Source organism: Aeromonas sp. Y289-2, assembly GCF_027705925.1.
In the GTDB taxonomy this organism is placed as follows: Bacteria; Pseudomonadota; Gammaproteobacteria; order Enterobacterales; family Aeromonadaceae; genus Aeromonas; species Aeromonas veronii.
Window position 1 is genome coordinate 67,061 of record NZ_JAPDCH010000009.1, and the last position, 22,419, is coordinate 89,479.

At 57.6% G+C, this 22,419-nt stretch carries 23 protein-coding genes and 1 tRNA gene; 12 read left to right on the forward strand and 12 right to left on the reverse strand.

Going from position 1 to position 22,419, the window contains the following annotated elements:
- Window positions 1-84: 84 nt before the first annotated feature.
- On the reverse strand, window positions 85-1,248 hold the full coding sequence (yqhD, locus tag OKC43_RS14240; RefSeq protein WP_139405384.1) for an alcohol dehydrogenase: 1,164 nt from the start codon (window positions 1,246-1,248) through the stop codon (window positions 85-87).
- Window positions 1,249-1,405: 157 nt separating this feature from the next.
- On the opposite strand from yqhD, the gene OKC43_RS14245 reads away from it, so the two are divergent.
- Together OKC43_RS14245 and OKC43_RS14250 are read left to right on the forward strand one after the other, a co-directional pair.
- Window positions 1,406-2,308, forward strand: coding sequence for an AraC family transcriptional regulator (locus OKC43_RS14245; protein ID WP_005339751.1), 903 nt, complete (start codon window positions 1,406-1,408; stop codon window positions 2,306-2,308).
- A 17-nt stretch (window positions 2,309-2,325) separates the two neighbouring features.
- Window positions 2,326-2,838, forward strand: coding sequence for a lipocalin family protein (locus OKC43_RS14250; RefSeq protein WP_193860845.1), 513 nt, complete (start codon window positions 2,326-2,328; stop codon window positions 2,836-2,838).
- Window positions 2,839-2,903: 65 nt separating this feature from the next.
- On the opposite strand, the gene OKC43_RS14255 is transcribed toward OKC43_RS14250, so the two are convergent.
- Complete coding sequence (locus OKC43_RS14255; protein WP_270659554.1) at window positions 2,904-4,796, reverse strand: methyl-accepting chemotaxis protein; 1,893 nt, start codon at window positions 4,794-4,796, stop codon at window positions 2,904-2,906.
- Window positions 4,797-5,003: 207 nt separating this feature from the next.
- On the reverse strand, window positions 5,004-5,501 hold the full coding sequence (locus OKC43_RS14260) for a lactoylglutathione lyase family protein (protein WP_041209527.1): 498 nt from the start codon (window positions 5,499-5,501) through the stop codon (window positions 5,004-5,006).
- 100 nt (window positions 5,502-5,601) lie between these two features.
- Here OKC43_RS14260 and OKC43_RS14265 point away from each other — a divergent pair, with 100 nt between their 5' ends.
- The gene (locus OKC43_RS14265) at window positions 5,602-6,474 is read left to right on the forward strand and encodes a LysR family transcriptional regulator (RefSeq protein WP_236272014.1); all 873 of its coding nucleotides are present in this window, start codon (window positions 5,602-5,604) and stop codon (window positions 6,472-6,474) included.
- Between the two features lie 144 nt (window positions 6,475-6,618).
- Here the strand turns inward: OKC43_RS14265 and OKC43_RS14270 are convergent.
- Window positions 6,619-6,695: transfer RNA gene (locus OKC43_RS14270), tRNA-Trp, on the reverse strand.
- A gap of 201 nt (window positions 6,696-6,896) precedes the next feature.
- On the opposite strand from OKC43_RS14270, the gene OKC43_RS14275 reads away from it, so the two are divergent.
- From OKC43_RS14275 to OKC43_RS14295, 5 genes are all read left to right on the forward strand, one after another.
- Complete coding sequence (locus tag OKC43_RS14275; protein WP_236272013.1) at window positions 6,897-7,439, forward strand: hypothetical protein; 543 nt, start codon at window positions 6,897-6,899, stop codon at window positions 7,437-7,439.
- A 99-nt stretch (window positions 7,440-7,538) separates the two neighbouring features.
- On the forward strand, window positions 7,539-7,733 hold the full coding sequence (locus OKC43_RS14280; RefSeq protein ID WP_013724188.1) for a hypothetical protein: 195 nt from the start codon (window positions 7,539-7,541) through the stop codon (window positions 7,731-7,733).
- Complete coding sequence (pyrB, locus tag OKC43_RS14285) at window positions 7,714-8,634, forward strand: aspartate carbamoyltransferase (protein WP_005339735.1); 921 nt, start codon at window positions 7,714-7,716, stop codon at window positions 8,632-8,634. The genes OKC43_RS14280 and pyrB overlap by 20 nt, the downstream gene beginning before the upstream one ends.
- A 15-nt stretch (window positions 8,635-8,649) precedes the next feature.
- Window positions 8,650-9,114, forward strand: coding sequence for an aspartate carbamoyltransferase regulatory subunit (gene pyrI, locus OKC43_RS14290; RefSeq protein ID WP_005339730.1), 465 nt, complete (start codon window positions 8,650-8,652; stop codon window positions 9,112-9,114).
- 200 nt (window positions 9,115-9,314) lie between these two features.
- A complete protein-coding gene (locus OKC43_RS14295; protein ID WP_005339728.1) occupies window positions 9,315-9,806 on the forward strand; it encodes an arginine repressor in 492 nt (163 codons plus the stop codon).
- A 147-nt stretch (window positions 9,807-9,953) separates the two neighbouring features.
- Here OKC43_RS14295 and OKC43_RS14300 read toward each other — a convergent pair whose 3' ends face one another.
- The 4 genes from OKC43_RS14300 to arcA all read right to left on the reverse strand — a co-directional run bounded on the left by OKC43_RS14300 (window position 9,954) and on the right by arcA (window position 14,777).
- Window positions 9,954-11,360, reverse strand: a complete 1,407-nt coding sequence (locus tag OKC43_RS14300; RefSeq protein ID WP_040070076.1) for a YfcC family protein — start codon at window positions 11,358-11,360, stop codon at window positions 9,954-9,956.
- A 123-nt stretch (window positions 11,361-11,483) separates the two neighbouring features.
- Window positions 11,484-12,488 (reverse strand): ornithine carbamoyltransferase, encoded by a 1,005-nt coding sequence (argF, locus tag OKC43_RS14305; protein ID WP_005339721.1) that lies wholly within the window; start codon window positions 12,486-12,488, stop codon window positions 11,484-11,486.
- 79 nt (window positions 12,489-12,567) lie between these two features.
- A complete protein-coding gene (gene arcC / locus OKC43_RS14310; RefSeq protein ID WP_107683217.1) occupies window positions 12,568-13,494 on the reverse strand; it encodes a carbamate kinase in 927 nt (308 codons plus the stop codon).
- 62 nt (window positions 13,495-13,556) lie between these two features.
- Window positions 13,557-14,777: an arginine deiminase gene (arcA, locus tag OKC43_RS14315; RefSeq protein ID WP_005339718.1), complete on the reverse strand. Its 1,221-nt coding sequence runs from the start codon at window positions 14,775-14,777 to the stop codon at window positions 13,557-13,559.
- A 747-nt stretch (window positions 14,778-15,524) separates the two neighbouring features.
- Here arcA and OKC43_RS14320 point away from each other — a divergent pair.
- From OKC43_RS14320 to OKC43_RS14330, 3 genes are all read left to right on the forward strand, one after another.
- Window positions 15,525-15,701: a hypothetical protein gene (locus OKC43_RS14320; RefSeq protein WP_236272012.1), complete on the forward strand. Its 177-nt coding sequence runs from the start codon at window positions 15,525-15,527 to the stop codon at window positions 15,699-15,701.
- 97 nt (window positions 15,702-15,798) lie between these two features.
- Window positions 15,799-16,446, forward strand: a complete 648-nt coding sequence (locus tag OKC43_RS14325) for an AAA family ATPase (protein ID WP_216947735.1) — start codon at window positions 15,799-15,801, stop codon at window positions 16,444-16,446.
- Window position 16,447: 1 nt separating this feature from the next.
- On the forward strand, window positions 16,448-16,816 hold the full coding sequence (locus OKC43_RS14330; protein ID WP_216947734.1) for a CopG family transcriptional regulator: 369 nt from the start codon (window positions 16,448-16,450) through the stop codon (window positions 16,814-16,816).
- Between the two features lie 738 nt (window positions 16,817-17,554).
- Here the strand turns inward: OKC43_RS14330 and hemN are convergent.
- From hemN to OKC43_RS14350, 4 genes are all read right to left on the reverse strand, one after another.
- Entirely contained in the window at window positions 17,555-18,928 is a 1,374-nt protein-coding gene (gene hemN, locus OKC43_RS14335) for an oxygen-independent coproporphyrinogen III oxidase (RefSeq protein ID WP_064338956.1), read from the reverse strand.
- A gap of 31 nt (window positions 18,929-18,959) precedes the next feature.
- On the reverse strand, window positions 18,960-19,400 hold the full coding sequence (locus OKC43_RS14340; protein WP_103250702.1) for a DUF2489 domain-containing protein: 441 nt from the start codon (window positions 19,398-19,400) through the stop codon (window positions 18,960-18,962).
- Window positions 19,401-19,411: 11 nt separating this feature from the next.
- A complete protein-coding gene (gene yihI, locus OKC43_RS14345; RefSeq protein WP_047438995.1) occupies window positions 19,412-19,999 on the reverse strand; it encodes a Der GTPase-activating protein YihI in 588 nt (195 codons plus the stop codon).
- An 836-nt stretch (window positions 20,000-20,835) separates the two neighbouring features.
- Complete coding sequence (locus OKC43_RS14350; protein WP_005339710.1) at window positions 20,836-21,453, reverse strand: c-type cytochrome; 618 nt, start codon at window positions 21,451-21,453, stop codon at window positions 20,836-20,838.
- Window positions 21,454-21,595: 142 nt separating this feature from the next.
- Between OKC43_RS14350 and yihA the strand changes: the two genes are divergently transcribed.
- Complete coding sequence (gene yihA, locus OKC43_RS14355) at window positions 21,596-22,252, forward strand: ribosome biogenesis GTP-binding protein YihA/YsxC (RefSeq protein ID WP_005339709.1); 657 nt, start codon at window positions 21,596-21,598, stop codon at window positions 22,250-22,252.
- Window positions 22,253-22,419: the final 167 nt, after the last annotated feature.

Consider the following 22,419-nt stretch of genomic DNA (forward strand, 5'->3'; position numbering starts at 1 on the left):
AAGCGGGGCCGCTCAGCCGCCAGATAGCGGGAGAGGGCCCCGGCAATTCAATCGTTTCGCCCGTTTGGCACCGATTGGCGGCCCTTACCAGGCCGCTTCATAAATATGCTGGCTCTGCACCAGATCGATATCGCTGTGCTCGCCCAGACGGGTCATGCCGTGCTCACCCAGCTTGCCGATCAGGGTGTCGATACCCAGATCTTTCAGACCGTAGTCGCGCAGTCGGGTCTTGACCCCCATCCGCTCGAAGAAGTCGCGGGTCGCGGCGATGGCATCGTCGATGCGCTCCGCTTCGCTACCGCTGTGCAGACCCCACACCCGCTCGGCGTATTGCAGCAGCTTGGCATGTTTCTGTTTGCGCTTGGCCTGCAGCAGGGCGGGCAGCACCACCGCCAGAGTCTGGGCGTGGTCGAGGCCGTGCAGGGCAGTCAGCTCGTGACCCAGCATATGGGTGGCCCAGTCCTGCGGCACACCGGCACCGATCAGGCCGTTCAACGCCATGGTGGCGCTCCACATGATGTTGGCGCGTACCTCGTAGTTGTGCGGCTCGGCCAGCGCCTTGGGACCCTCTTCGATCAGGGTCAGCAGCAAGCCTTCAGCGAAGCGATCCTGCACCTTGGCATTGACCGGATAGGTGAGGTACTGCTCCACGATGTGAACAAACGCATCCACTACCCCGTTCGCCACCTGACGCTCGGGCAGGGTGTAGGTGAGCACCGGATCGAGTACGGCAAAGCGCGGCATCACGAACGGCGAGAAGAAGTGCACCTTGTCGCCACTGCTGCGACGGGTGATGACGGCGCCCATGTTCATTTCGGAACCGGTCGCCGGCAGGGTCAGCACGGAACCAAGCGGGATGGCGGAACGCACTTCGCTGCCGACGGTCTCGAGAATGTGCCAGGGATCCTTGGCCAGATCGTAGTGCGCGGCAGCAGCGATAAACTTGGTGCCATCGAGCACGGAGCCACCGCCAACGGCGAGCAGGAAGTCGACCCGCTCGGCACGGGCCAGCTCTACGGCGCCCATCAGGGTCTCGTAGGCCGGGTTCGGCTCGATGCCGCCAAATTCAAACAGGGTCATGCCAGCCAGCTCGTTGCGGATCTGTTCCAGCAGGCCGCTGCGTACCACGCTGCCGCCACCATAGGTGATCATGACGCGGGCGTCGCTCGGAAGCTGCTCGCGCAGCTGGGCGATCTGCCCTTGGCCGAACAGGATTTTGGTCGGGGTATGGAGAGTAAAGTTGTTCATCGACATTGCCTTCTTCTGATAGTCAGGGCGGCCAGGCCGCGAAATCGTGATTGCATTTTTCTCCAGAACCACCCTACCATCAAGACAACATCCTGCTTGATTCTTGCCTATTTCTACAAAGCAGCGAAAACCGGAACTGTCGAATCAAAGAGCGCCCATGCAAAACCGTTACAGCGACCTCGCAACCAGATTGACCCGCCACGTCACCGCCCCCGGCATCACCCCATCACCGGTGAAACAGGTCAACCTCATCTATACCACCGAGCACCATGGCCGCACCCCGGTGCTCTACCAACCGCGGATGATCGTTATCCTGCAGGGACACAAGGTGGGTTATCTGGCGGATCAGGTGTTTCGCTACGACCCCAACCACTATCTGCTGATGACCCTGCCGCTCCCCTGCGAGTGCGAGTGCTTCGCCTCCCCCGAGCAGCCGCTTATCGGTTTTACCATCGAGATCGATCTGGTCACCCTGCAAGAGCTGCTGCTGGAGCTGGGCGATGCCCTGCCCGCCCCCGCGCCGCAAAAGAGCGGCGTCCACTCGGTCCCCCTGTCGGAAACCATGTTTTGCGCCGCCGAGCGACTGATCGAGCTGATGGATAACCCGTTGCACGCCAGGGTGCTGGGACCGCAGACGGTGCGGGAGATGCTGTTCCACGCCCTCACCGAGGGGGGCGGCCCGGCGCTGCAAGCGCTCGCCAATCGCCACAACCATGTGGGCCAGATCGCCCGGGTGCTGCGTATGATAGAGTCCCGTTATGCCGACAACCTCACCATGGAGGAGCTGGCGCGGGAGGTGAACATGAGCGTCTCCGCCTTTCACCACCACTTCAAGGCGGTCACAGCTACCTCGCCGCTGCAGTACATCAAGTCGTTTCGCCTGCACAAGGCGCGAATGATGATGCTGCACGACGGCATCAAGGCGGGCACCGCGGCGGCCAGAGTCGGTTACGAGAGCAACTCCCAGTTCAGTCGGGAGTACAAGCGCTTCTTCGGCAGCACGCCGACGGATCAGGCCTCCCGCTTCCGGGATGGTCAGTTGCGCATCATTGAGGGATAACAAGAGAGGGATTACTTATGCGTTCACTGCTTTGCCTGTTCACCGCTTTACTGCTGACGGCCTGTACCGGGATTGCCGATGGCATCCGCCCCGTTACCGGCTTCCAGCTCGATCGTTATCTTGGCACCTGGTATGAGATTGCCCGCCTCGACCACAGCTTCGAGCGGGGGCTGGAGCAGGTGAGCGCCACCTACAGCCTGCGGGACGATGGCGGCGTCAAGGTGCTCAACCGCGGCAAGCAGAGCGATGGCAGCTGGCGCGAAGCCGAGGGCAAGGCCTACTTCGTCGATACTCCTGACGAGGCGCGGCTCAAGGTGAGCTTCTTCGGCCCCTTCTACGGCGGCTACAACGTCATCGACCTCGACCCCGATTACCAGCTCTCGCTGGTGACCAGCTACAACCACGATTACCTCTGGATCCTCTCCCGCTCACCCAACCCGCCCAAGGCGAAGGTGGATGCGCTGGTCGCCAAAGCGAAGTCGCTGGGCTTTGCCACCGACCAGCTGATTTGGGTCAAACAGACTCCTTAAGCCAGTCGTGAAATAACAAAGGGCAGCCCGCGGGCTGCCCTTTCTGTTGCTGGCGTGGCGGGATGTCAGAGCTGGAAGCGGCCGATCTCCTGCTCCAGCCGCTCGGTCAACGACTTGAGTTCAGCCGCCTGCGCCGCCTCGCTGCCCGCCTGCTCGGCCAGCTCTTGCGAGACGTGGCGGATATTCTCGGTATTGCGGCTGATCTCGCCGGTCACCGAGGTCTGCTCTTCGGCCGCCGCCGCGATCTGGGTCGCCATGTCGCTGATGGAGCCGATCGCCTCGTTGATCCGGGCAAGGCTCTGGTTGGCGGCTTCCGCATCCTCCACGCTGGTACCCGCCAGCTGACGGCTGGTCTCCATACCACCCACGGCGCGACGAGTGGTCTGCTGCAGGGTCTCGATCATCTGCTGGATCTCGTCGGTGGAGTCGTGGGTACGGCGCGACAGCACCCGCACCTCGTCCGCCACTACCGCGAAGCCGCGGCCCTGCTCACCGGCCCGGGCCGCCTCGATGGCGGCGTTGAGCGCCAGCAGGTTGGTCTGCTCGGCGATGCCGCTGATGGTCGCCAGAATGCCGCTGATCTTCTGGGCATGGCTGTCCAGCTCATTGATGATCTGGCTGGCATCGGCCACTTCGTCCGCCAAACCGGTAATGCTGCGCTGACTCTGGCCAACCTGGGATTGACCGGCGACCGCCAGTGCAACCGCACCGGTGGCGGTGGTGGCGGCAAACTCGGCGTTACCGGCGATCTCCTGGGTAGCGGAAGCCATCTCGGTCACCGCGGTCGCCACCATCACGATCTCGTCCTGCTGCTGGCGCACCCGCTGACTACGGGCCTGCGCCCCGGCCGCCTGAGCGCGAGACTGTGCCGCCAGCTCGACGGTCACATCCCGCAACCGGCTGACGATACCGTGCAGCCGCGCCACGAACTGGTTGAAGTTCTGGGCCAGCTGGCCCACCTCATCCTTGCTGTGGGTGTTGATGTGAACGGTGAGATCCCCCTCGCCGTGGGCAATGTCGTGCAGGGCGTGCGCGACCCGACCGAGATCGGCGAACAGGTATTTGAAGGTGGCGGTGAGCAGGGCGCTGAATACCAGCATCAGCACCAGAGTCAGCCCCACCAGCTCCCACAGCAGACTGCTGAGCGGAGCCTCCAGCACATCGCGATACATCACCATGGCCAGCAGCCAGTCGGTGCCCGGTACCGGTTGTACCGCCAGCAGCACATCCCGCCCGTCGAGGGTGGCGGCGTGCAGCTCGCTGTTTTCACGGCCCCACTGCTGGAAGGTGGCGGCAGAGAGTCCCGGCGCCAGCTCGGCGATGGGCTTGAGCGCCAAATCCTTCTGCGGATGGCCGACGATGAGGCCGCTGCTGTCGAGCAGCATGGCGTAGCCCTCACCCTGCACCTTCATCGCCAGCACTTCGTCGATCAGCTTGTCGAGCGCCAAGTTGGCCCCCACGGCACCGACCAGCTCCCCCTGATGGCGCACCGGCTCGGAGAGGGTGACCACCAGCTTCTGCATGGTGACGCTGACATAGGGGGCGGTGACGATCAGCTGCCCCGCCTTCACCGCATCCTGATACCAGGGGCGCTCGCGCGGGTCATAGTTGCCGGTGTTGAGGGAGGGATCCTGCCGGGTCATCACCCCCTGCGCGGAGCCAAAATAGGTAAGCCCGAATCCACCGGAGGTGTAGGCCTGCTTCAGGTGGGGCACCAGCTCGGCTTGGGGGTTGTCGCTGATCAGGTTGACCAGCGCATGGACGGTGTTCTTGCGATCCGTCATCCATTCGCCGATGGCGACCGAGTAGGCGTGGCCATAGTTGACCGCCTCGCTCTGGATGGCGCTCATGGTGCGGGATTTTAGGGTGTGAAAGGCAACGATGCCGAGCAGTGATGCCATCAGCAGCACCACACCAAGACTGGTGGCCAGCAGCTTGCCGCGCAGAGAGAGGGTCATGACGACGAATCCTTGTTGTTGTGTCAGGCAGGGAAAACCCTGATGTATCAAAGGCTATCGGCCGCAATATGAACAGACTTTAGTGAATCTGTATATTTTCCCATCTATCAACAACAGAACGCGCTATTCGTGTGAACCAGATCGCTATTCCATGCTACTGACTCTTGTAACAACAAAGCAGCAGGCCGCCCGAAGGCGGCCTGTCACTTACCCCTGATATGCACCGGCGGAGTAGGTCAGCTCATAGCTGTGGCTGTAGATCTCGATGATGTTGCCGAAGGGATCTTCCATGTAGACCATGCGGTAGGGCTTCTCGCCCGGGTAGTACTCGCGCACCGGCATCCGCTGCTTGCCACCCGCCGCGACGATGCGCGCCGCCAGCCCCTCGACATCCGGATCCTGCACGCTGAAGTGGAACACTCCGGTCTTCCAGAATTCGAAGTTGTTTTCGCGCTGCTCGCTGTTGGGGAACTCGAACAGCTCGATGCCAATCTTGTCGCCGGTGGAGAGGTGAGCGATGCGAAAAGAACCCCAGCCCGGGCCGAACACGTCGTTGCACATCACGCCGATGGCGGAGTCATCCTCGGTGATGGTGGTCGCCGGCATGATGAGATACCAGCCCATCACCTTGGTATAGAACTCGACCGCTTTGTCGAGGTCAGTCACCGTGATGCCGATGTGGGAGAAGTTGCGCGGGTAAGTCATAAGTCACCTTGAAATTGTGTGTGGGAAACAGGTGACATGATAGGAAGGGGCGACATAATGAAAAATAAGGTCAAACTAATGGAATGCATAAATTAAATTTATGGTTAATCCGCTCTGGCTCCACACCCTGGTGGTGGTGCATGAAACCGGCAGTTTTACCCGTGCCGCCGAACGGCTGGATCTCACCCAGGCCGCCGTCAGTCAGCATATCTCGCGCCTTGAGGCCGAATTCGGCCCCCTGCTGCTGCGCAAGCCCCGTCAGCTGGAGCTCACTCCGCGCGGGCTGGTGCTGCTCGACTTCGCCCGCCAGCAGGCGCAGGCCGCCGAACAGCTGCGAGCGCGCCTCTCGGACGATGACCCTCACCACGGCGCCATCACCCTGTCCACCCCGGGCAGCATTGGTCTGCTGCTCTATCCCCTGCTGCTCGACCAGCAACAGGAGCACCCCGGACTCACCATCCAGCACCGCTTCGCCCCCACCCCCGACATAGTGCAGGCCGTGCTGGCAGGGCGCAGCGATCTGGGACTGGTGGATCAACCGCCGGAGCACCCCAGCATCGCCGCCGAGCCCTTCGCCCGCGAACCCCTCTGTCTGGTGGTGCCCAACGATGGCGAGGAGCAGAGCTGGCAGCACCTCTGCAAGCTCGGCTTTATCGACCACCCGGATGGCCGCAGCATGGCACAACGCCTGTTGGGACGACGCTACCCCGGCCAGCGCGTTGACGAGATCCCCCTGCGCGGCTTTACCAACCAGATCGGCCTGATCCTGGAGCCGGTCGCCCGCGGCCTCGGCTTTACCGTGCTGCCCCGCTTCGCCGTCACCGCCTTTGCCCAGCAGGAGAAGATCCGGGTGATCCAGAGCAACATTGAAGTGATCGACACCCTCTGGCTGATCTACCGCGCCGAGTGGCCGCTCCCCGCCCGCCACCAGCGGCTGGTCACCGTCCTGAAACAGCGGGTTGCTGCACATTGAACGCTCTTACGGCAGACATCGAGATCAATGTGACCACAGTTACCGAGGGCTAGCGGCAAGAAGGAGAAGAGAAAGGAGAGAGGGATAAATTGGCGAACGCCGGAAATGCGAAAGGCCAGCTCAATGAGCTGGCCTTTCTGAAAATGGCAGGGGCGGCAGGACTCGAACCCGCAACCATCGGTTTTGGAGACCGCTGTTCTACCAATTGGAACTACGCCCCTGCAACAAACGAGGCGTAGTATACAAAGCGGGTTTCAAAGGTAAAGGCTTTTTTCACACTTTTAATGCGATTGCACAAATCCCGAACAAGTCGCGCTTGTTTGTGCAGCAAAGCGGGATAACTTGCTGTATTTGCAGCCCTGCCGGGGTAGGAATGGGACATAAATGGGGGTAGGGTGAAATCAAGTACCGGGAGGCCACTTATGCTCAATTACCGATTGCTCCAACAACTGGCGCCCCTCAACTTCAGGGATGAACGCAAGACAGAGTCCCTGCCCGCCTATCTTGAACGGGTCGCGCCGCTGGTGCCCTTTATTCCTGAAAATGTGCTCTCCCAGTGGATTTACCGCCATTGGCGCGGTTTTGAGTCCAACTGGAGCTTTATCGATCTCGCCAACCATCAGTTCACCTGTGAAAGCTGGCCCACCGCCCAACTGGTGGATCAGGTGGACTCCCGCCATATGGAGGTGATCGAGCGCTGGGGCGAGATGCTGCGCAGCAACCGCTATGTGCGTCGCTCCTGGCTCGGCGAGAAGATGCTGAGCGAAGGCACCTGGCCCGAACCTGTCATCGTGCTGGTGCCGGAAGAGGGAGCCAGCTACCCGAACGGTCATCCCCTACCCCGCCCCTACTGCCTGCTGGAAGGACACCACAGACTCGGTTATTTGCGCGCCATGGCCCGCGATGGGGAATCGCTGAAAGAAACGCACAAGGTGTGGATTTGTCGTCATGTTTCCGCCACTTAAACGTTTTTCATGCTGAAATTGGCATCGGAAATAAAATTTTGACAATTAAAAATGCGGCCCTATAATCTGTCCGGTTTTGAAAAAGGTCGGGACGAAACGATGCAGTTTTTGATTCAGAAAACAGCCTTGCAGACGGGTGGTGCGCACCAGAGCGGCCCCGTTGTTTCCGGTTCCCACCCCAACGATCCCCAGTTATTTTTAAAAAAAGCCCCTGTTTCAGGGGCTTTTTTTTGTGCCCGAAAAACCTCCAATGATGTCAAAGGGAATGCAGACGATGACCAATCCACTCTATAAGAAACATGTCATCTCCATTTCGGACCTGACCCGGTCAGAAATGGAACTGGTAGTCTCAACCGCACAACGGTTGAAGGCTGAACCTGACACCAGCCTGTTGAAAGACAAGCTGGTTGCCAGCTGCTTCTTCGAAGCCTCCACCCGCACCCGCCTCTCGTTCGAGACCGCGGTACAGCGCCTTGGCGGCAACATCATCGGCTTCGCCGACGGTGGCAACACCAGCGCCAAGAAAGGCGAGACGCTGGCTGACTCCATCAAGATCATCGGCTCCTACTCGGATGCGGTGGTGATGCGCCACCCGAAAGAGGGCGCGGCCCGTCTGGCCTCCGAGTTCTCCCGCGTGCCGGTCATCAACGGCGGCGACGGCTCCAACCAGCATCCGAGCCAGACCCTGCTCGACCTGTTCACCATCCATGAGACCCAGGGTCGTCTGGACAACCTCAACGTCGCCTTCGTCGGTGACCTGAAATATGGCCGCACCGTGCACTCGCTGGCCCAGGCCCTCAGCCTGTTCAACTGCCGCTTCTTCTTCATCTCCCCGGAAGCGCTGGCGATGCCGGACTACATCTGCGAAGAGCTGGAAGAGAAGGGTATCCAGTTCAGCGTCCACCAGACCATGGAAGAGGTGATGCCGGAGCTGGACATTCTCTACATGACCCGCGTCCAGAAAGAGCGCTTCGACGAGACTGAATACAAGCACATGGCTGCCAAGTTCATTCTGGAGCTGGCGACTCTGGAAGGGGCCAAGCCCACCATGAAGATCCTGCATCCCCTGCCCCGCGTCGACGAGATCGATGTAGCGGTCGACAAGACCCCCCACGCTTGCTACTTCCAGCAGGCGGAGAACGGGGTCTATGCACGCCAGGCGCTGCTGGCACTGGTACTGAACGAAACTGTCTGAGCTTAGGGGAATATCATGTCTGACAAGAACCAACTGCAAGTCGAAGCCATCCGTCACGGCTCCGTCATCGATCACATCCCCGCTGGCCAGGGCATAAAGATCCTCAAGCTGTTCCAGCTGGTCGAAACCCAGGAGCGGATCACCGTCGGCTTCAACCTGAAATCCGGTGCGCTGGGCAAGAAGGACCTCATCAAGATTGAGAACACCCGCCTGACCGAGCAACAGGCCAACCAGCTGGCGCTGTTCGCCCCGAAAGCGACCGTCAACATCATCGAAGACTTCAATGTGGTGAAGAAGCACCAGCTGGAGCTGCCGGAGTTCATCGCCGGGGTGTTCCACTGTCCCAACTCCAACTGCATCTCCCACAACGAGCCGGTTGACAGCTACTTCCGGGTGCGCGAAGTGAAAGGCGTGGTACGGATGAAGTGCAAATATTGCGAGAAGTCCTTCACTCAGGACATCGTCAGCGAGCGTTACTGATATCTGATTGGGCCCCGCGGGGCCCATTTTTGAACCCTGTCACATCACCAAATTTCCAGTCAGCTATAATTTGCCATCGCAAGATGGTAATGCCCGCTCATTCCCTGCATATAGATGGATTATCAGTGTTTTTGCCTGATAACTGACTGCTATGGCAGATATCGCGCGTTTACCTCCGGTCATCATCAAAGGAATTCGCCGTGGTCAAAACCCTCAGTCGTCCCGTTGCCCAAGAGCCCGATCTGGCCCAGCTGGATGCCTGTCGCCAGATCATCGGTCAGCACTGCTACAGCACCCAGGAAGAGATCCGTCGCGAGCTGTCGGAGCGCGGCTTTGCCGACATCAGCCAGTCCACCATCTCCCGCCTGCTGCGCCGTCTCGGCGTCGCCAAGGCGCAAAATGCCAACGGCAAGAAGGTCTACACCCTGGTCGACGAGCAGCTGGAGCCCGCCGGTAGCACCCGCTCTATCCACGACATGGTGCGTGAAGTGGTACACAACCAGCAGATGGTGCTGATCCACACCACTCCGGGAGCCGCCACCGTGGTGGCTCGCCTGCTGGATCGCAACGCCAATCCCGAGATCATGGGCGCCGTCGCGGGCAATGACGTGGTGCTGGTCGCGCCGCGCCATATCAGCCGCACCCGTCAGGCCCACGCCGCCGTGGTACGCACGCTGGCGCAGGCCCGCTAAGCTCTTTCCCGCTAAGCTCTTTCCCCCAAATACACTGGGGCGACCTGCGGGTCGCCTTTTTGTTGCCTGCTATTTTGTGTCCATCACTTCTTGCGCCCATAAAAAACGGGAGCCCGCAGGCTCCCGTTTTATCTTGCTTGTTATCTCTCAGGAGAGCACGGCGCCCAGGCTCAGGCAGACCACGATCAGCACGGTCAGGATACCGAGCAGCGGAGCCACCCACTTCAGCCAGCGCACATAAGGCACCTTGGCGATGGCCAGACCGCCCATGACCACGGCGGAGGTCGGGGTCACCAGGTTCACCAGACCGGAGGCAGACTGGTAAGCAGTCACCACCAGATCGCGGCCCACGTTGGCGAAGTCGGCCAGCGGCGCCATGATCGGCATGGTCAGTACGGCCAGACCGGAGGAGGACGGCACCAGGAAGGAGAGCACCACTTCCAGCACGAACATCACGTTGATAAAGACGATGGTGGAGAGGCCGGTCACGATCCCTTCTGCACTGTGCAAAATGGTGTGAGTGATCATGCCGTTATCCATTACCACCACGATACCGCGGGCGATACCGATGATCAGCGCCACACCCAGCAGGTCGCGGGCACCATCGATAAAGTTGGAGGTCAGCTCCTCCTCGCTCATGCGGGAGATGACACCGACGATGATGGCGGCAGCCAGGAACACGCCGGAGATCTGCGCCATCCACCAGCCCAGCACGGCCACACCGTAGATCATCACGGCAAAGGCGGCGACGAAGATACCCAGCACGATTTTACGGGTCAGGGTGAACTCCAGCATCTGGTCGCTCTTGTTGCCAAGGAAGTGGGCACGGTTCTCTTCCCACTTGTCAGCCACCAGGGATTTGCTCGGATCGCTGCGCACCATCTTGGCGTAACGCATGACGTAGGCAACGCAGAGCAGCCAACCGGCGACCAGCATGGCAACGCGCAGCCAGATACCGTCGGTGAAGGAGATACCGGCGGCGTTGGCGGCAATAACAGTCGCAAACGGGTTGATGGTGGAACCGAGAGTACCGATACCGGCGCCCAGCAATACGGTTGCCGCTGCCACCACTGGGTCGAAGCGGGCGGCCATCATCACCGGCACCAGCAGGGTGTAGAAAGGCAGCGACTCTTCGGCCATGCCGTAGATGGTGCCGCCTGCGGCGAACAGCGCCATCAGGATCGGGATCATCCACTCTTCACGGCCACGCAGACGGTCGGTCACACGTTCAATACCGGCATCGATGGCACCTGTCTTGGTCACAATGCCAAGAAAACCACCGATGATCAGGATAAAGAGGGAGACGTCGATGGCGCCTGCCTCATAGGTGTCGTGGTTGTAGAGGCCATCGATAGGTGCCAGCAGCACGTCGACGATCCCCTGGGGATTCCCCTCCACCAGTTTGTAGGTACCCGCCACCGGCACTTCTTTGCCGAGGGCTTCGTTCATGGTCATCTCGTATTTGCCGGCCGGCACTATCCAGCTCAGGGCGGCCACCAGGGCGATCAGCACAAACAGTATCGTGTAGGCTGACGGGAACTTGAATTTGGTCATGGTCCAGCTTCCTTCTGTGGGTGTGGTATCCATGCAGGCTGCGGGTTGTAGGGTTAGAGGTATTATGCCGCTGTCACATGGTCGAAAAGCCGGGGGTCGCCCCCCGGCACCACTACTGCGACCTTAGTCGCCCAGCGTAGCAACCATCACTGCCTTGATGGTGTGCATCCGGTTTTCGGCCTCGTCGAACACGATGCTGTGCTCGGATTCGAACACGTCCTCGGTCACTTCCAGGCCTTTCATGCCATATTTGTCAGCCACTTCCTTGCCCATGGTGGTCTCGTCGTTGTGGAACGCCGGCAGGCAGTGCATGAACTTCACATCCGGGTTCTTGGTGGCGTTGATGACATCCATGTTGACCTGATACGGAGTCATCAGTTTGACGCGCTGATCCCAGGCTTCTTTCGCTTCACCCATGGATACCCAGACATCGGTGTAGAGGAAGTCAGCACCCAGCACACCCTCTTTCACATCTTCGGTCAGGGTGATGCGTGCGCCGGTCTCTTCGGCAATCAGGCGGCACTTGGCAACCAGCTCCTCTTCCGGCCAGAAGGCTTTCGGTGCGACCAGACGGATGTCCATGCCCATTTTGGCGGCGCCGACCATCAGGGAGTTACCCATGTTGTTGCGGGCATCACCCAGGTAGGCGAACTTGATTTGATCCAGACGCTTGCCCTTGCCGTGCTCCAGCATGGTCATGAAGTCGGCCAGGATCTGGGTCGGGTGGAATTCGTTGGTCAGGCCGTTCCAGACCGGGACACCGGCGTAGGCGCCCAGCTCTTCCACGATCTCCTGACCGTAGCCGCGGTATTCGATACCGTCATACATGCGACCCAGTACACGGGCGGTGTCCTTCATGGACTCCTTGTGACCGATTTGGGAACCGCTTGGGCCAAGGTAGGAGACTTGCGCGCCCTGGTCGAAGGCCGCCACTTCAAACGCACAACGAGTACGGGTGGAGGTCTTCTCGAAAATCAGGGCGATGTTTTTACCGACCAGATGCTTGCGCTCGTAGCCACCGTATTTGGCTTTCTTCAGGTCGATGGCCAGGTCGATCATGTATTGGATTTCGCGCGGGGTGAAGTCCAGCAGTTTCAGGAAGTTACGGTTACGCAGATTAAAAGCCATGATGAGTTCTCTCTATATACGTTTCAGACCAGTTCGGGCAGTAGTGTTGACTACGCATTCTCAGTACAGATATCGGTAATTACGCATGTACGGTGCGGGTGGCGACGATATTGGTGCCGGCTTCCCCCTTGAGGATGGCGAGGCCATCTTCCAGCGAGCCGATCCCGACCATGCCGCCGGTCGCTTTGACAAATTCACAAGAGGCTTCGACTTTCGGCCCCATGGAACCTGCATCGAACTTGACCCCGTCCAGCTCGTCCGGGCTGGTGACCCGCAGCGGGCGCTGGGTCGGTTTGCCCCAATCCAGATAGACGGCATCGGCGTCGGTCAGGATCAGCAGGGCGTCGGCCTTGATCTGCTTGGCCAGGTAGGCGGCAGACATGTCCTTGTCGATGACGGCTTCGATACCGGTCAGGCTCTGGCCATCCCAGGTCACCGGGATGCCGCCACCACCGGTACAGATGATGAGGTGGCCCTGGGCAATCAGGGTTTCGATGGCGTCGCCTTCAACGATGCGCTGGGGCAGCGGGGACGGCACTACGCGGCGGAAGAACTTGCCGTCAGCCTTGACCACCCAGTGCTTCTCTTCTGCCAGGGTGCGGGCTTCAGCCTCTTCGTAGACGGGGCCGATAAATTTGGTCGGGTTGGCAAATGCCGGATCCTTGGGATCAACCTGCACCTGAGTCAGCAGCGCGGTGACGTTGCGGCTCGGCATCAGGTTTTTCAGCTCCTGGATCAGCATGTAGCCGATCATGCCCTGAGACTCGGCACCCAGCACATCCAGCGGATAGGGGGATACCTTGGTGTAGGCGCTGTTCTGCAGGGCCAGCAGGCCGACTTGCGGGCCGTTGCCATGCACCAGCACCACGTTGTACTCCTGAGCGATCAGGGCGATGGTCTTGGCGGCCGTTGCGATGTTCTTGCGCTGGATATCCGCTTCCAGTGGCTCACCACGACGGAGCAGTGCATTGCCACCCAGAGCGACGACGACAGTTGGTTTTTTCATAGTGGTTAATCTCGAGTTTGGTTCTGTGTGGCGCCAGCTTCTGCCGGCGCCACGCCGTCTCATCAGATGCTGTCGCGTTCCATCGGGCAGCTCATGCAGCGGGCGCCGCCGCGGCCACGGCCCAGTTCATCACCCGGGATGGAGAGAACTGTGATACCGGCTTTGTCATATTTCTCGTTGGTGTAGGTATTGCGCTCGTAGCCCACCACCACGCCGGGACGTACTGTCAGTACGTTGTTGGCGTCGTTCCACTGCTCGCGTTCGGCTTCGAAACTGTCACCACCAGTGGTGATAATCTTCAACTGATCCACGCCCAGTGCTTTCTCGATAGCGGTGACGAAGTAACCCTCTTCCTTGATGTTCATGCCGGTGGCGCCGCCCGGAGTCAGGCTCCAGCACTGCACATCCTTGCGGATCACTTCCGGATAAACGGAGAAGGTGTCGATATCCATGTGGGTCATCACGGTATCCAGGTGCATACAGCTGCGGTGCTTCGGCAGCTCCATGGCGATGACCTGCTTGGCCTGACCATGTTTGAACAGGCTGCGAGCCAGGTGCTCGACACCTTGCGGGGTGGTGCGCTCGGACATCCCGATCAGCACAGCGCCGCGGCCGATCACCAGTACGTCGCCACCCTCGATGGTGGAGTTGTCGTAGTCACGCTCCTCGTCACCGAAGTACTTGATGAAGTCCTGACCGGCAAACATCGGGTGCCAGCGGTAGATGGCCTTCACATGGTTGGTCTCGCGGCGACGAGCCGGCTTGGCCATCGGGTTGATGGAAACGCCGCCATAAACCCAGCAGGAGGTGTCACGGGTGAAGAGGTGGTTGGGCAGCGGCTCGATGATGAAATCGGTCGGAGCGTGCATGCCCACTACCATGTTGACACCGCTGTAGGGCATCTCGGAGTAAGTCAGGCCGCCGGAGAGAATGCGGGCCAATTCGCGATGCGGCATGTCAGCCAGGAAGCAGCGCACGTCGTTGGCAAAAGAAGAGCCGAGGCGATAGTCGGAGACCTGATGTTGCAGCAGCCAGGTTTTGGCTTCCGGCACATCCAGGGTTTCGGCCAGCAGATTGGTCAGCAGGAAAACTTCGACATTCTGATCGCGCAGTACCTGAGCGAATTTGTCGTGCTCCTGACCGGCGCGTTCAACAGACAGGACGTCATCGAACAGCAGATCCTGGCAGTTGGAAGGAGTCAGACGCTTCAGACTGAGGTTGGGGCGGTGCAACATGACACGGCGCAATTGGCCAACTTCAGAACCTACATAAAATTTGCTCATGATTATATTCCGTCTAGCAGTGGTCCCTGCGAGTGATTGAATAGATTCCTTCTATTCATGCTCGTGGCTAAGGCGGGATATTCTTTATGTAGGGTAATCGGCTTATGTTCTATCCTGCCCTTGCCTTTCGAGACCGAGGTTAGCCCTGCGAATCACGACAAACTTAGACATTGATCACATTCACTCAGAACTGAATATATTCACCATCCAATCTATGACCCCGGTAGCAAATTGCGCATTTTCCACACAAATCGCACCGAATAACCATGCAAAATCACCCTGCTATATTTCAAATTGATTCATTTTTTATTCATGCCAGTTCACTGGGGTGATTAAATGAAAATAACAAAAACCGTTAAAAATCATCATAATAAATGAAGCGATAAATAGAACTTGAATATTATCCCCTATGTATTGAATACATCGCCGTGACGAGGGAAACGCGGGAGAAATAAATACTCACATCGACCACATTCACTGCATAAATCTTTTCTTGTTCCAGATCATGGCATTGATGCCAACCCCATCAGGCTCGGCCTCATAAGTCACCACCTCTATGTGTGGCTCAACTTAATATGCACAAAGTCCGCATCAAGGTGGGCAGCCATCCTCGTCAGTCATCACAACGCCTTTTGATACTTTTTTCATTAATTGAATTTATTCGTCTCACCTTGCACTGGCGCCAACCTCGACTTAACTCAGAAAGTGATCCAGATCACACAGGAATGGCACTACCAAGGAGTTGTTATGAAGATGAAACACATGCTGTTGCTCGCGACTTTGCTGCTCTCTGCGCTCCCCACCCTCAGTCAGGCTGAAGGAGCCCCTGCCATGCCCATGGTGGTATGCCATGTCGACAAGGCCCCCCAGATGCTGGTGCCTGACTATGTCTGCCGCTGGCAGGGAGGCAGCGTTCATTACTAGTCGAAACAACGAGAGGAGCATCACTCCTCTCGCCTTGTGATGAGACTGGCCCCTCCTATACTGAAATCAGCGGTTTTCTCATGGATAGGGGAACGTCATGATCTTGTTGGTCGGTGGAGAGAAGGGGGGAAGTGGCAAGAGCTGCCTGGCACAAAATCTGGCGGTCTACCTCAGATCCCAATTTCAGGGGGAGGTATTGCTGGTCGACTGCGACCCGCAGCGCACCACCTCTGACTGGATTCAGGAGCGCAATGACAACCCGGAGCTGCCACAAATCAACTGCGTGCAGCTCTATGGCAATATTCGCAACGACCTGCTCAGCCTGAAAAACCGCTACGACTACGTCATAGTCGATTGTGGCGGGCAAGACAACCGGGCTCTGCGCTCCACCATGGCTGTCGCCACCCACGCCCTTATCCCCTTGCGCCCGAAACGCCGCGACCTCAAGACCCTGCCCCACATGGAAGATCTCATCACCACCTGCAAGATGGTCAACCCGACCCTCAATGCAGCAGTAGTGCTGACCCAGTGCCCCGCCCTGCCCAATCAGGTAAAACGCATTCTGGAGGCGAAAGAGGTTTGCTCCTCGTTCGGTGTCGACGTCCTGAACGCCATCACCTATGGCCGCAACATCTATGACGACAGCGAAGAGAAGGGACTGTCGGTGATGGAGATCGAGCCGGATGGCAAATCCGCCGAAGAGATCCGGGCCATCGCCAAAGAGTTCCTGCAAGTGGGGGTGTGAGATGGGTCTGGCCGATCTAAAGAAAAAGCACCAGTTGCATCACCAGAAGAAGTTCACCGTCGACGAATTTATCGAAGATGCGGAGTTCTACGCCAAGGGCAAACCCAAGGTGGTCAGCCTTGAACTGGGCCAGCATCGTGACGAAGCCTTGTCGGCGCTGGCCTTTATCGAGAGTGGCGAGCACCTGAAGCCCAGCTACAAAAAAGCCACTTTCTCCATGAGCACGGTGGCAATCGACGAGCTGGGTAATCTGACCCAGCAAGATGGCATGAACAAGTCCCTGTTGCTACGCCTCTTTACCCACTACTTCTCTTCGCTGACTCCTGAAGAGCGCCAGACCATCTATGAGCGGCTCAACCAGCGCTCATAATTTCTCCTTTCAGCCGATCTTTGTGTGCCTCACCAACTCACCCCGAATGACCATCATCAGACTGCAAAATCTGTTTCTGAAGCAACCAAAACGCCGTGTAAGAGATCTGCCATTCCATATGTAAGCCAACAGCCGAAAAGATCCCCGAGATAATCGGAAGATAAGATCTTAAAACATGAAGATGAGCAACTTAACTAGCTGTTTATAAATGAATAAATCGAAACTCACCACTTTCGAAATAGCTAATGACAAAAACGTTTTCCAATCTGACGTTGTAGCCGGTTAGAAAATCCTTATAGTTACTCATGCACGGACGCAATGAAGTCGGTCAGGAAGACTGGCTGCCAGGGTTGGGCAAATGGACTCACCACAGGATGTGGTAAAGGACACCTCCCAGGACGGAGAAAGTGCGACGGGACAGGATGACTCGTCAGGCCAAGATGGCTAAAGGACACCCCAAAGGATTGGGAAGGGGAAACCTAAAGGAAGAGGTAAACAGTCAGGGATTGCAGGGAGCAACTTCGTTCAAGGATCTGAGCGATACGACTACCGGGGGCGACGCAAGTCGCCCCCATCTTTTTATCTGCGTTTCACCGCGACCATTGCTTGATTCCCAATTGCTTGCCTCAGCGCAGAGACTTCTTACCAGAACCTTCCCGACCCGCTGCTTAAGCAAAAATACATATGAAAGGGGCGCCACGATGGCGCCCCTTTCTGTTTTCTGATCGGCAAACAAGCTTATATCACGCGAGAAAACTGCTGCTGGCGCGCCTTGTTGCGCAAGTACACGTCGAAACACATGCAGATATTGCGGATCAGCAGCTGCCCCGTGGAGGAGACCTCCAGACCATCCTCCGTCATACGCACCAATCCATCGTTAATGAAGGTCTGCAGCAACTTGAGATCGTCGGCAAAATACTCTCTGAAATTGAGCCCGTGCGCCTGCTCGACAGCGGCAAAGTTCAGACGGAAATCACAGATAAGCCGCTTGATCACCTCACGGCGGATCAGGTCATCCTGATTGAGCGAGCAGCCTTTCCACTGGGCATGACCCAGCTCTGCAACCTGTGCGTAATAGGTCTTGAGCTCTTTCTGGTTCTGGGAGTAGGCATCACCGATCATGCTGATGGAGGAAACCCCCAGCCCCAGCAGATCACAATCACCTTGAGTGGTATAACCCTGGAAGTTGCGGTGCAGCTTGCCCTCGCGCTGCGCCACTGCCAGCTCGTCATCGGGTTTGGCAAAATGGTCCATGCCGATGAACTGGTAACCCTGGCCAGTGAGGAAGGCAATGGTGTCCTGCAACATGGCCAGTTTCTCCTGCGGCGCAGGCATATCCACCTCTTTCAACTTGCGCTGGGCAGCAAAGCGACTCGGCAGATGGGCATAGTTGAAGATGGAGAGGCGCGCCGGATCCGTCTTGAGCACTTCTTCCAGCGTATGGTGGAAACTGGCACGATCCTGATGCGGCAGGCCATAGATAAGGTCGAGGTTGGTCGAGCGGAAGCCTAGTTCACGGGCCCGTTCCAACATGGCTTTAATAAAGTCGTTGTCCTGCTCGCGGTTGACTGCGACCTGTACATCCTTGTTGAAGTCCTGCACCCCAAGGCTGATGCGGTTGAAGCCGACATCTCGCAGCACATCCAGCATGGTAATGGCAATCTCGCGCGGATCGACCTCGATGCTGAACTCCCCCTCTTCGGCGAAATGGAAGTGCTCACGCAGCATGGCCATCAGACGGCGCGTTTGCGCTTCATCCAGATAGGTGGGTGTACCGCCCCCCCAGTGCAGCTGGGTGACCAGACGATGCTTGAAGAGCGGGGCTTGCGCCTTGATCTCCTGCTCCAGGTAGTCGAGGTACTCGTCAGCCTTGTGCTGATGGCGGGTAATGACCTTGTTGCAGCCGCAGTAGTAGCAGAGCTTGTGACAGAAAGGGATATGCACGTAGAGCGACAGATTGCGCTCGGGATACTGGCCGGCAGCGCGGACAAAATCCGGATAGCCGAAGCTCTCGTTGAACTCCAGCGCAGTGGGATAAGAGGTGTATCGCGGGCCACTGTAGTTATATTTTTCGATCAGGGCCTGATCCCACACAATCTGTTCTGCTTGCACGCTCGCTTCCTCTCTTGTTGTTATTGTTGGCTCACCGACCTAACTGAAAATCCTTCAGCTGGGCCACATCCTTGAGGATCTGAGCCTCCAGCTCGGCCTCGTAGCCGCTGCGTTCGAGATCCATCTTCATCACTTCATTGCGCTTGAGGGCGCGTCTGGCCTCATGAGTCGGCATATCTTTCACCTTCTCATACAGCCCGTACAGACCCGGGAACTCGGCAACGAACGCTCGCCCCCCCTTGATCTGCAACGCATCCAGCAGATTGGTCAGCCGAATGGCGCCTTCGGAGTAATCGCACTGCCCCTCCAGCACCGCATGAGCAATGACCCGTACGCTATCCAGAATTCGCTCATTGCGAGCAGTTATAGCCTGCCACTGCATCGCTTGTTGTCGTCTCAGCCTGGCCAGCAGCATGCCTGCATAGATGGCCAACCCTGACAAAATCAGGCCGCCCAACAGGGCGGCCAGCATCCATCCACTCATCACTTTTTCTTCGGCTCAGGCTTGGGTTCCGGCTTGAAATCGACCTGGTTGAAACGGTCCCACAACTCCTCTTCGGAGGCCGGTTTTTGCTCGTCGAACTCGGCGTCATCGCCATCATCAAACGGCAGCTCATCATCTTCATCATCGTCGTTGTCGATGATGCCCAGCTCATCCATCAGCTCCTGATAACGGTCGACACGCTGATCAACCCAGGCCTGCTCAGCCGCTTCCAGAGTTTCACCGGCATCCAGACGATCCAGCAGATCATTCAAGCGGTCATCGTTTTCGATGGAAGCCAGCTCCTGCTCGGGCGTCATCACCAGCTTCTTCTCTTTCACCGCCTTGGGTGCTGCCGGCTTCTTCTGTTTGTCATCAACCACCAGTACTACCGGCTTGCGGGAACCGATACGCGGATCTTTGGACTGGCTGTTGCCAGACTTGCTCTTCGGCTGTTCAACTTGCTGACGAGAACCAGCCTTCAGGCCCTTCCGCTTGGCAGCCCGTTTACGCTCACGGCCTTCCTGAGCACTGACATCAGATTCTTTGCGCTTGCCAGTAGGCTTGCGAGTGGGTTGTTTGGCAGACATGAATGGCTAACTCCGAAAATAACTGGTTTGACCCGTACCCGGGATGATCTCACCCGGTGGGATACGATGCGAGGAACAGTAAGGCTGGAACAAGAGCAGGATCCCGCACCAATCAGGCCCAATCAGGCCACTGAACACCGCAGGATCGGTATCCTCTGGGCATGTTGCTGGTATTTTGACACAGAATGGCTAATCGGGTTAATGACCCAAAAGAAAAAAGGCAGCCGAAGCTGCCTTGATATGTTCATGCGTGCACCATCCTGAATGGCAAAACAATCTGTTTCGTCCTCTCCGTGACAACTTGTCGCCGCATCATATCGTTGTGTGGTCATCCTGACCTTATATTGGTCGTTCCTGAATGTGCGTGTGCCTGTTTGACCCGTCTCGACCGCATCCTGCCATCGTGCCGGGGAGTCTGCATCCCGCAACCCCATCCCGCTCCGGAGATGGTCACCATCCTGATCCTTCAATCCTTTGCCAGCTCATCCGAGCCCATGGCATCCCGCCACGCCAGCCATCCTCTGCTCACAACACCCTGTCGTGAAACCGCCACCCAATCCGTGGGTGAATCCATTAAGCCTACTGTACCAACTCTATAAAGCGGCTCAATCCACTCAAAACATTCTCAACATGTCGAAAAATATCAATACTCATATAATTCATTGATAAATAATGATTATTTAATATTTTATGCAATTTTATGAGCCTTGACCTGCCTTGAGAATGGGAGATCTCTTACAGAACGGGGGGATTAAACCGAGAATTATCTGAAAGCCATAAAAACAACGGGGAGCCCAAGCTCCCCGTTTCAACTCAAATCGACCGTATCGACTATATCAGTGCAGACCCGCCACATATTTGGAGAGGGCTTCGATATCCTGATCAGTCAGTTTCTTGGCAACATCCCGCATCATGCCATTCGGATCGTTGTCACGCGTGCCGGCACGGAATGCGGTGAGCTGAGCCTTGATATAGGCAGGATGCTGGCCGGACAGGTTGGGATACTTCGCCTGTTCGACACCCGAGCCACGGGGACCATGGCAAGCCGTACAAGCTGCCAGACCGCGGCTCATGTCACCACCCATATAGAGTGCCTTGCCCGCTTCGACCACGTCGTCAGGGACAGCGATAGGGGTAACCTTCAGGCTGGAGAAATAAGCCGCCAGGTCATCCATGTCCTGTTCCGACAAAGGTAACGCCATCGGCCCCATCACTGGCGCAACCCGGCCAATTTGACCAGAAGCGGCAGCCTTCAGTTCAACTAACTGCTTTTTGATATATGATGCGTGCTGACCAGCAATTTTGGGGTACATATCAACCAGGCTGTTTCCGTCCGGTCCATGACAAGCCGCACAAACGGCAGCCTTGGTCTGTCCCGCAGCGGCATCGCCCTTGGCTTGTGCCATCCCCGTTACGCCAACCATCAGAGCAAGAGTAATGACTAGGTTCTTCATGGCGTTCCAACTTTTCGTTATTAGGCTTCCAGATCCCATGCCGCTGAAGGCATGTTAAAATAAACGCGTTTAAGCGACGCTATTTTACACCATTTTACAAAAAAGTAACTCTATAACCCTCTATCTCCATGGGGAATTTACGTTGGATACACAAACTCTGAATTTCAATAAGGTGCATTTTGTGACCAGCGCACCCGACATCCGTCACCTGCCAAATGATGGGGGTGTCGAGATCGCGTTTGCCGGCCGTTCCAACGCCGGTAAGTCATCTGCATTGAACACCTTAACCAAACACAAGAACCTGGCGCGCACCAGTAAGACACCCGGTCGTACCCAGCTGATCAACCTGTTTGAGCTGGAACCGGGCAAGCGTCTGGTCGACTTGCCGGGTTATGGTTATGCGCAAGTTCCGCTGGAAATGAAGCTCAAGTGGCAAAAGTCACTGGCAGAGTATCTGCAGCGCCGTGAGTCATTGAAAGGTCTGGTGATCCTGATGGACATCCGCCACCCGCTCAAAGATACCGACATGAACATGCTGGAGTGGAGCTCGCACCGTCAGTTGCCCGTCATGCTGCTGCTGACCAAGGCTGACAAATTGAGCCCAGGCCCGCGCAACAACCAGGTGATCAAGGTGCGCCAGGCCGTTGCCAACCTCGGCTCCCAGATCCAGGTCGAAGCGTTCTCCTCCCTCACCAATATCGGTGTGGAGAAGCTGGCGCAAACCCTGACCGAATGGTACGTCAGTGGTGACGATACCGACCTGCTGAACGCTGACGAACAGCAACCTGCCGAGGAGTAATCTACTCCTCGCTCTCCTTGCAATTGGCGGAGCACTCCTCCGCTGATTGAAAGGGTTTCAGATTGCCGCTTTCACCTGCCTCACGACAAATACCCCGCATTCGCCTCCCCTGCTATATCCAATACTGCTTAAAGTTCATATAGATAGGCAGTTAATTCACAAAAATA

Coding starts and splice junctions, on each gene's coding strand:
- pyrI (WP_005339730.1), top strand. CDS start 8,650: ATGTCTGACAAGAACCAACTGCAAGTCGAAGCCATCCGTCACGGCTCC.
- OKC43_RS14255 (WP_270659554.1), bottom strand. CDS start 4,796: ATGACCCTCTCTCTGCGCGGCAAGCTGCTGGCCACCAGTCTTGGTGTG.
- OKC43_RS14265 (WP_236272014.1), top strand. CDS start 5,602: ATGGTTAATCCGCTCTGGCTCCACACCCTGGTGGTGGTGCATGAAACC.
- OKC43_RS14275 (WP_236272013.1), top strand. CDS start 6,897: ATGCTCAATTACCGATTGCTCCAACAACTGGCGCCCCTCAACTTCAGG.
- argF (WP_005339721.1), bottom strand. CDS start 12,488: ATGGCTTTTAATCTGCGTAACCGTAACTTCCTGAAACTGCTGGACTTC.
- OKC43_RS14325 (WP_216947735.1), top strand. CDS start 15,799: ATGATCTTGTTGGTCGGTGGAGAGAAGGGGGGAAGTGGCAAGAGCTGC.
- OKC43_RS14330 (WP_216947734.1), top strand. CDS start 16,448: ATGGGTCTGGCCGATCTAAAGAAAAAGCACCAGTTGCATCACCAGAAG.
- OKC43_RS14350 (WP_005339710.1), bottom strand. CDS start 21,453: ATGAAGAACCTAGTCATTACTCTTGCTCTGATGGTTGGCGTAACGGGG.
- OKC43_RS14320 (WP_236272012.1), top strand. CDS start 15,525: ATGAAGATGAAACACATGCTGTTGCTCGCGACTTTGCTGCTCTCTGCG.
- OKC43_RS14300 (WP_040070076.1), bottom strand. CDS start 11,360: ATGACCAAATTCAAGTTCCCGTCAGCCTACACGATACTGTTTGTGCTG.
- yihI (WP_047438995.1), bottom strand. CDS start 19,999: ATGTCTGCCAAACAACCCACTCGCAAGCCTACTGGCAAGCGCAAAGAA.
- OKC43_RS14340 (WP_103250702.1), bottom strand. CDS start 19,400: ATGCTGGCCGCCCTGTTGGGCGGCCTGATTTTGTCAGGGTTGGCCATC.
- arcA (WP_005339718.1), bottom strand. CDS start 14,777: ATGAGCAAATTTTATGTAGGTTCTGAAGTTGGCCAATTGCGCCGTGTC.
- OKC43_RS14250 (WP_193860845.1), top strand. CDS start 2,326: ATGCGTTCACTGCTTTGCCTGTTCACCGCTTTACTGCTGACGGCCTGT.
- yqhD (WP_139405384.1), bottom strand. CDS start 1,248: ATGAACAACTTTACTCTCCATACCCCGACCAAAATCCTGTTCGGCCAA.
- OKC43_RS14280 (WP_013724188.1), top strand. CDS start 7,539: ATGCAGTTTTTGATTCAGAAAACAGCCTTGCAGACGGGTGGTGCGCAC.
- pyrB (WP_005339735.1), top strand. CDS start 7,714: ATGACCAATCCACTCTATAAGAAACATGTCATCTCCATTTCGGACCTG.
- OKC43_RS14260 (WP_041209527.1), bottom strand. CDS start 5,501: ATGACTTACCCGCGCAACTTCTCCCACATCGGCATCACGGTGACTGAC.
- OKC43_RS14245 (WP_005339751.1), top strand. CDS start 1,406: ATGCAAAACCGTTACAGCGACCTCGCAACCAGATTGACCCGCCACGTC.
- arcC (WP_107683217.1), bottom strand. CDS start 13,494: ATGAAAAAACCAACTGTCGTCGTCGCTCTGGGTGGCAATGCACTGCTC.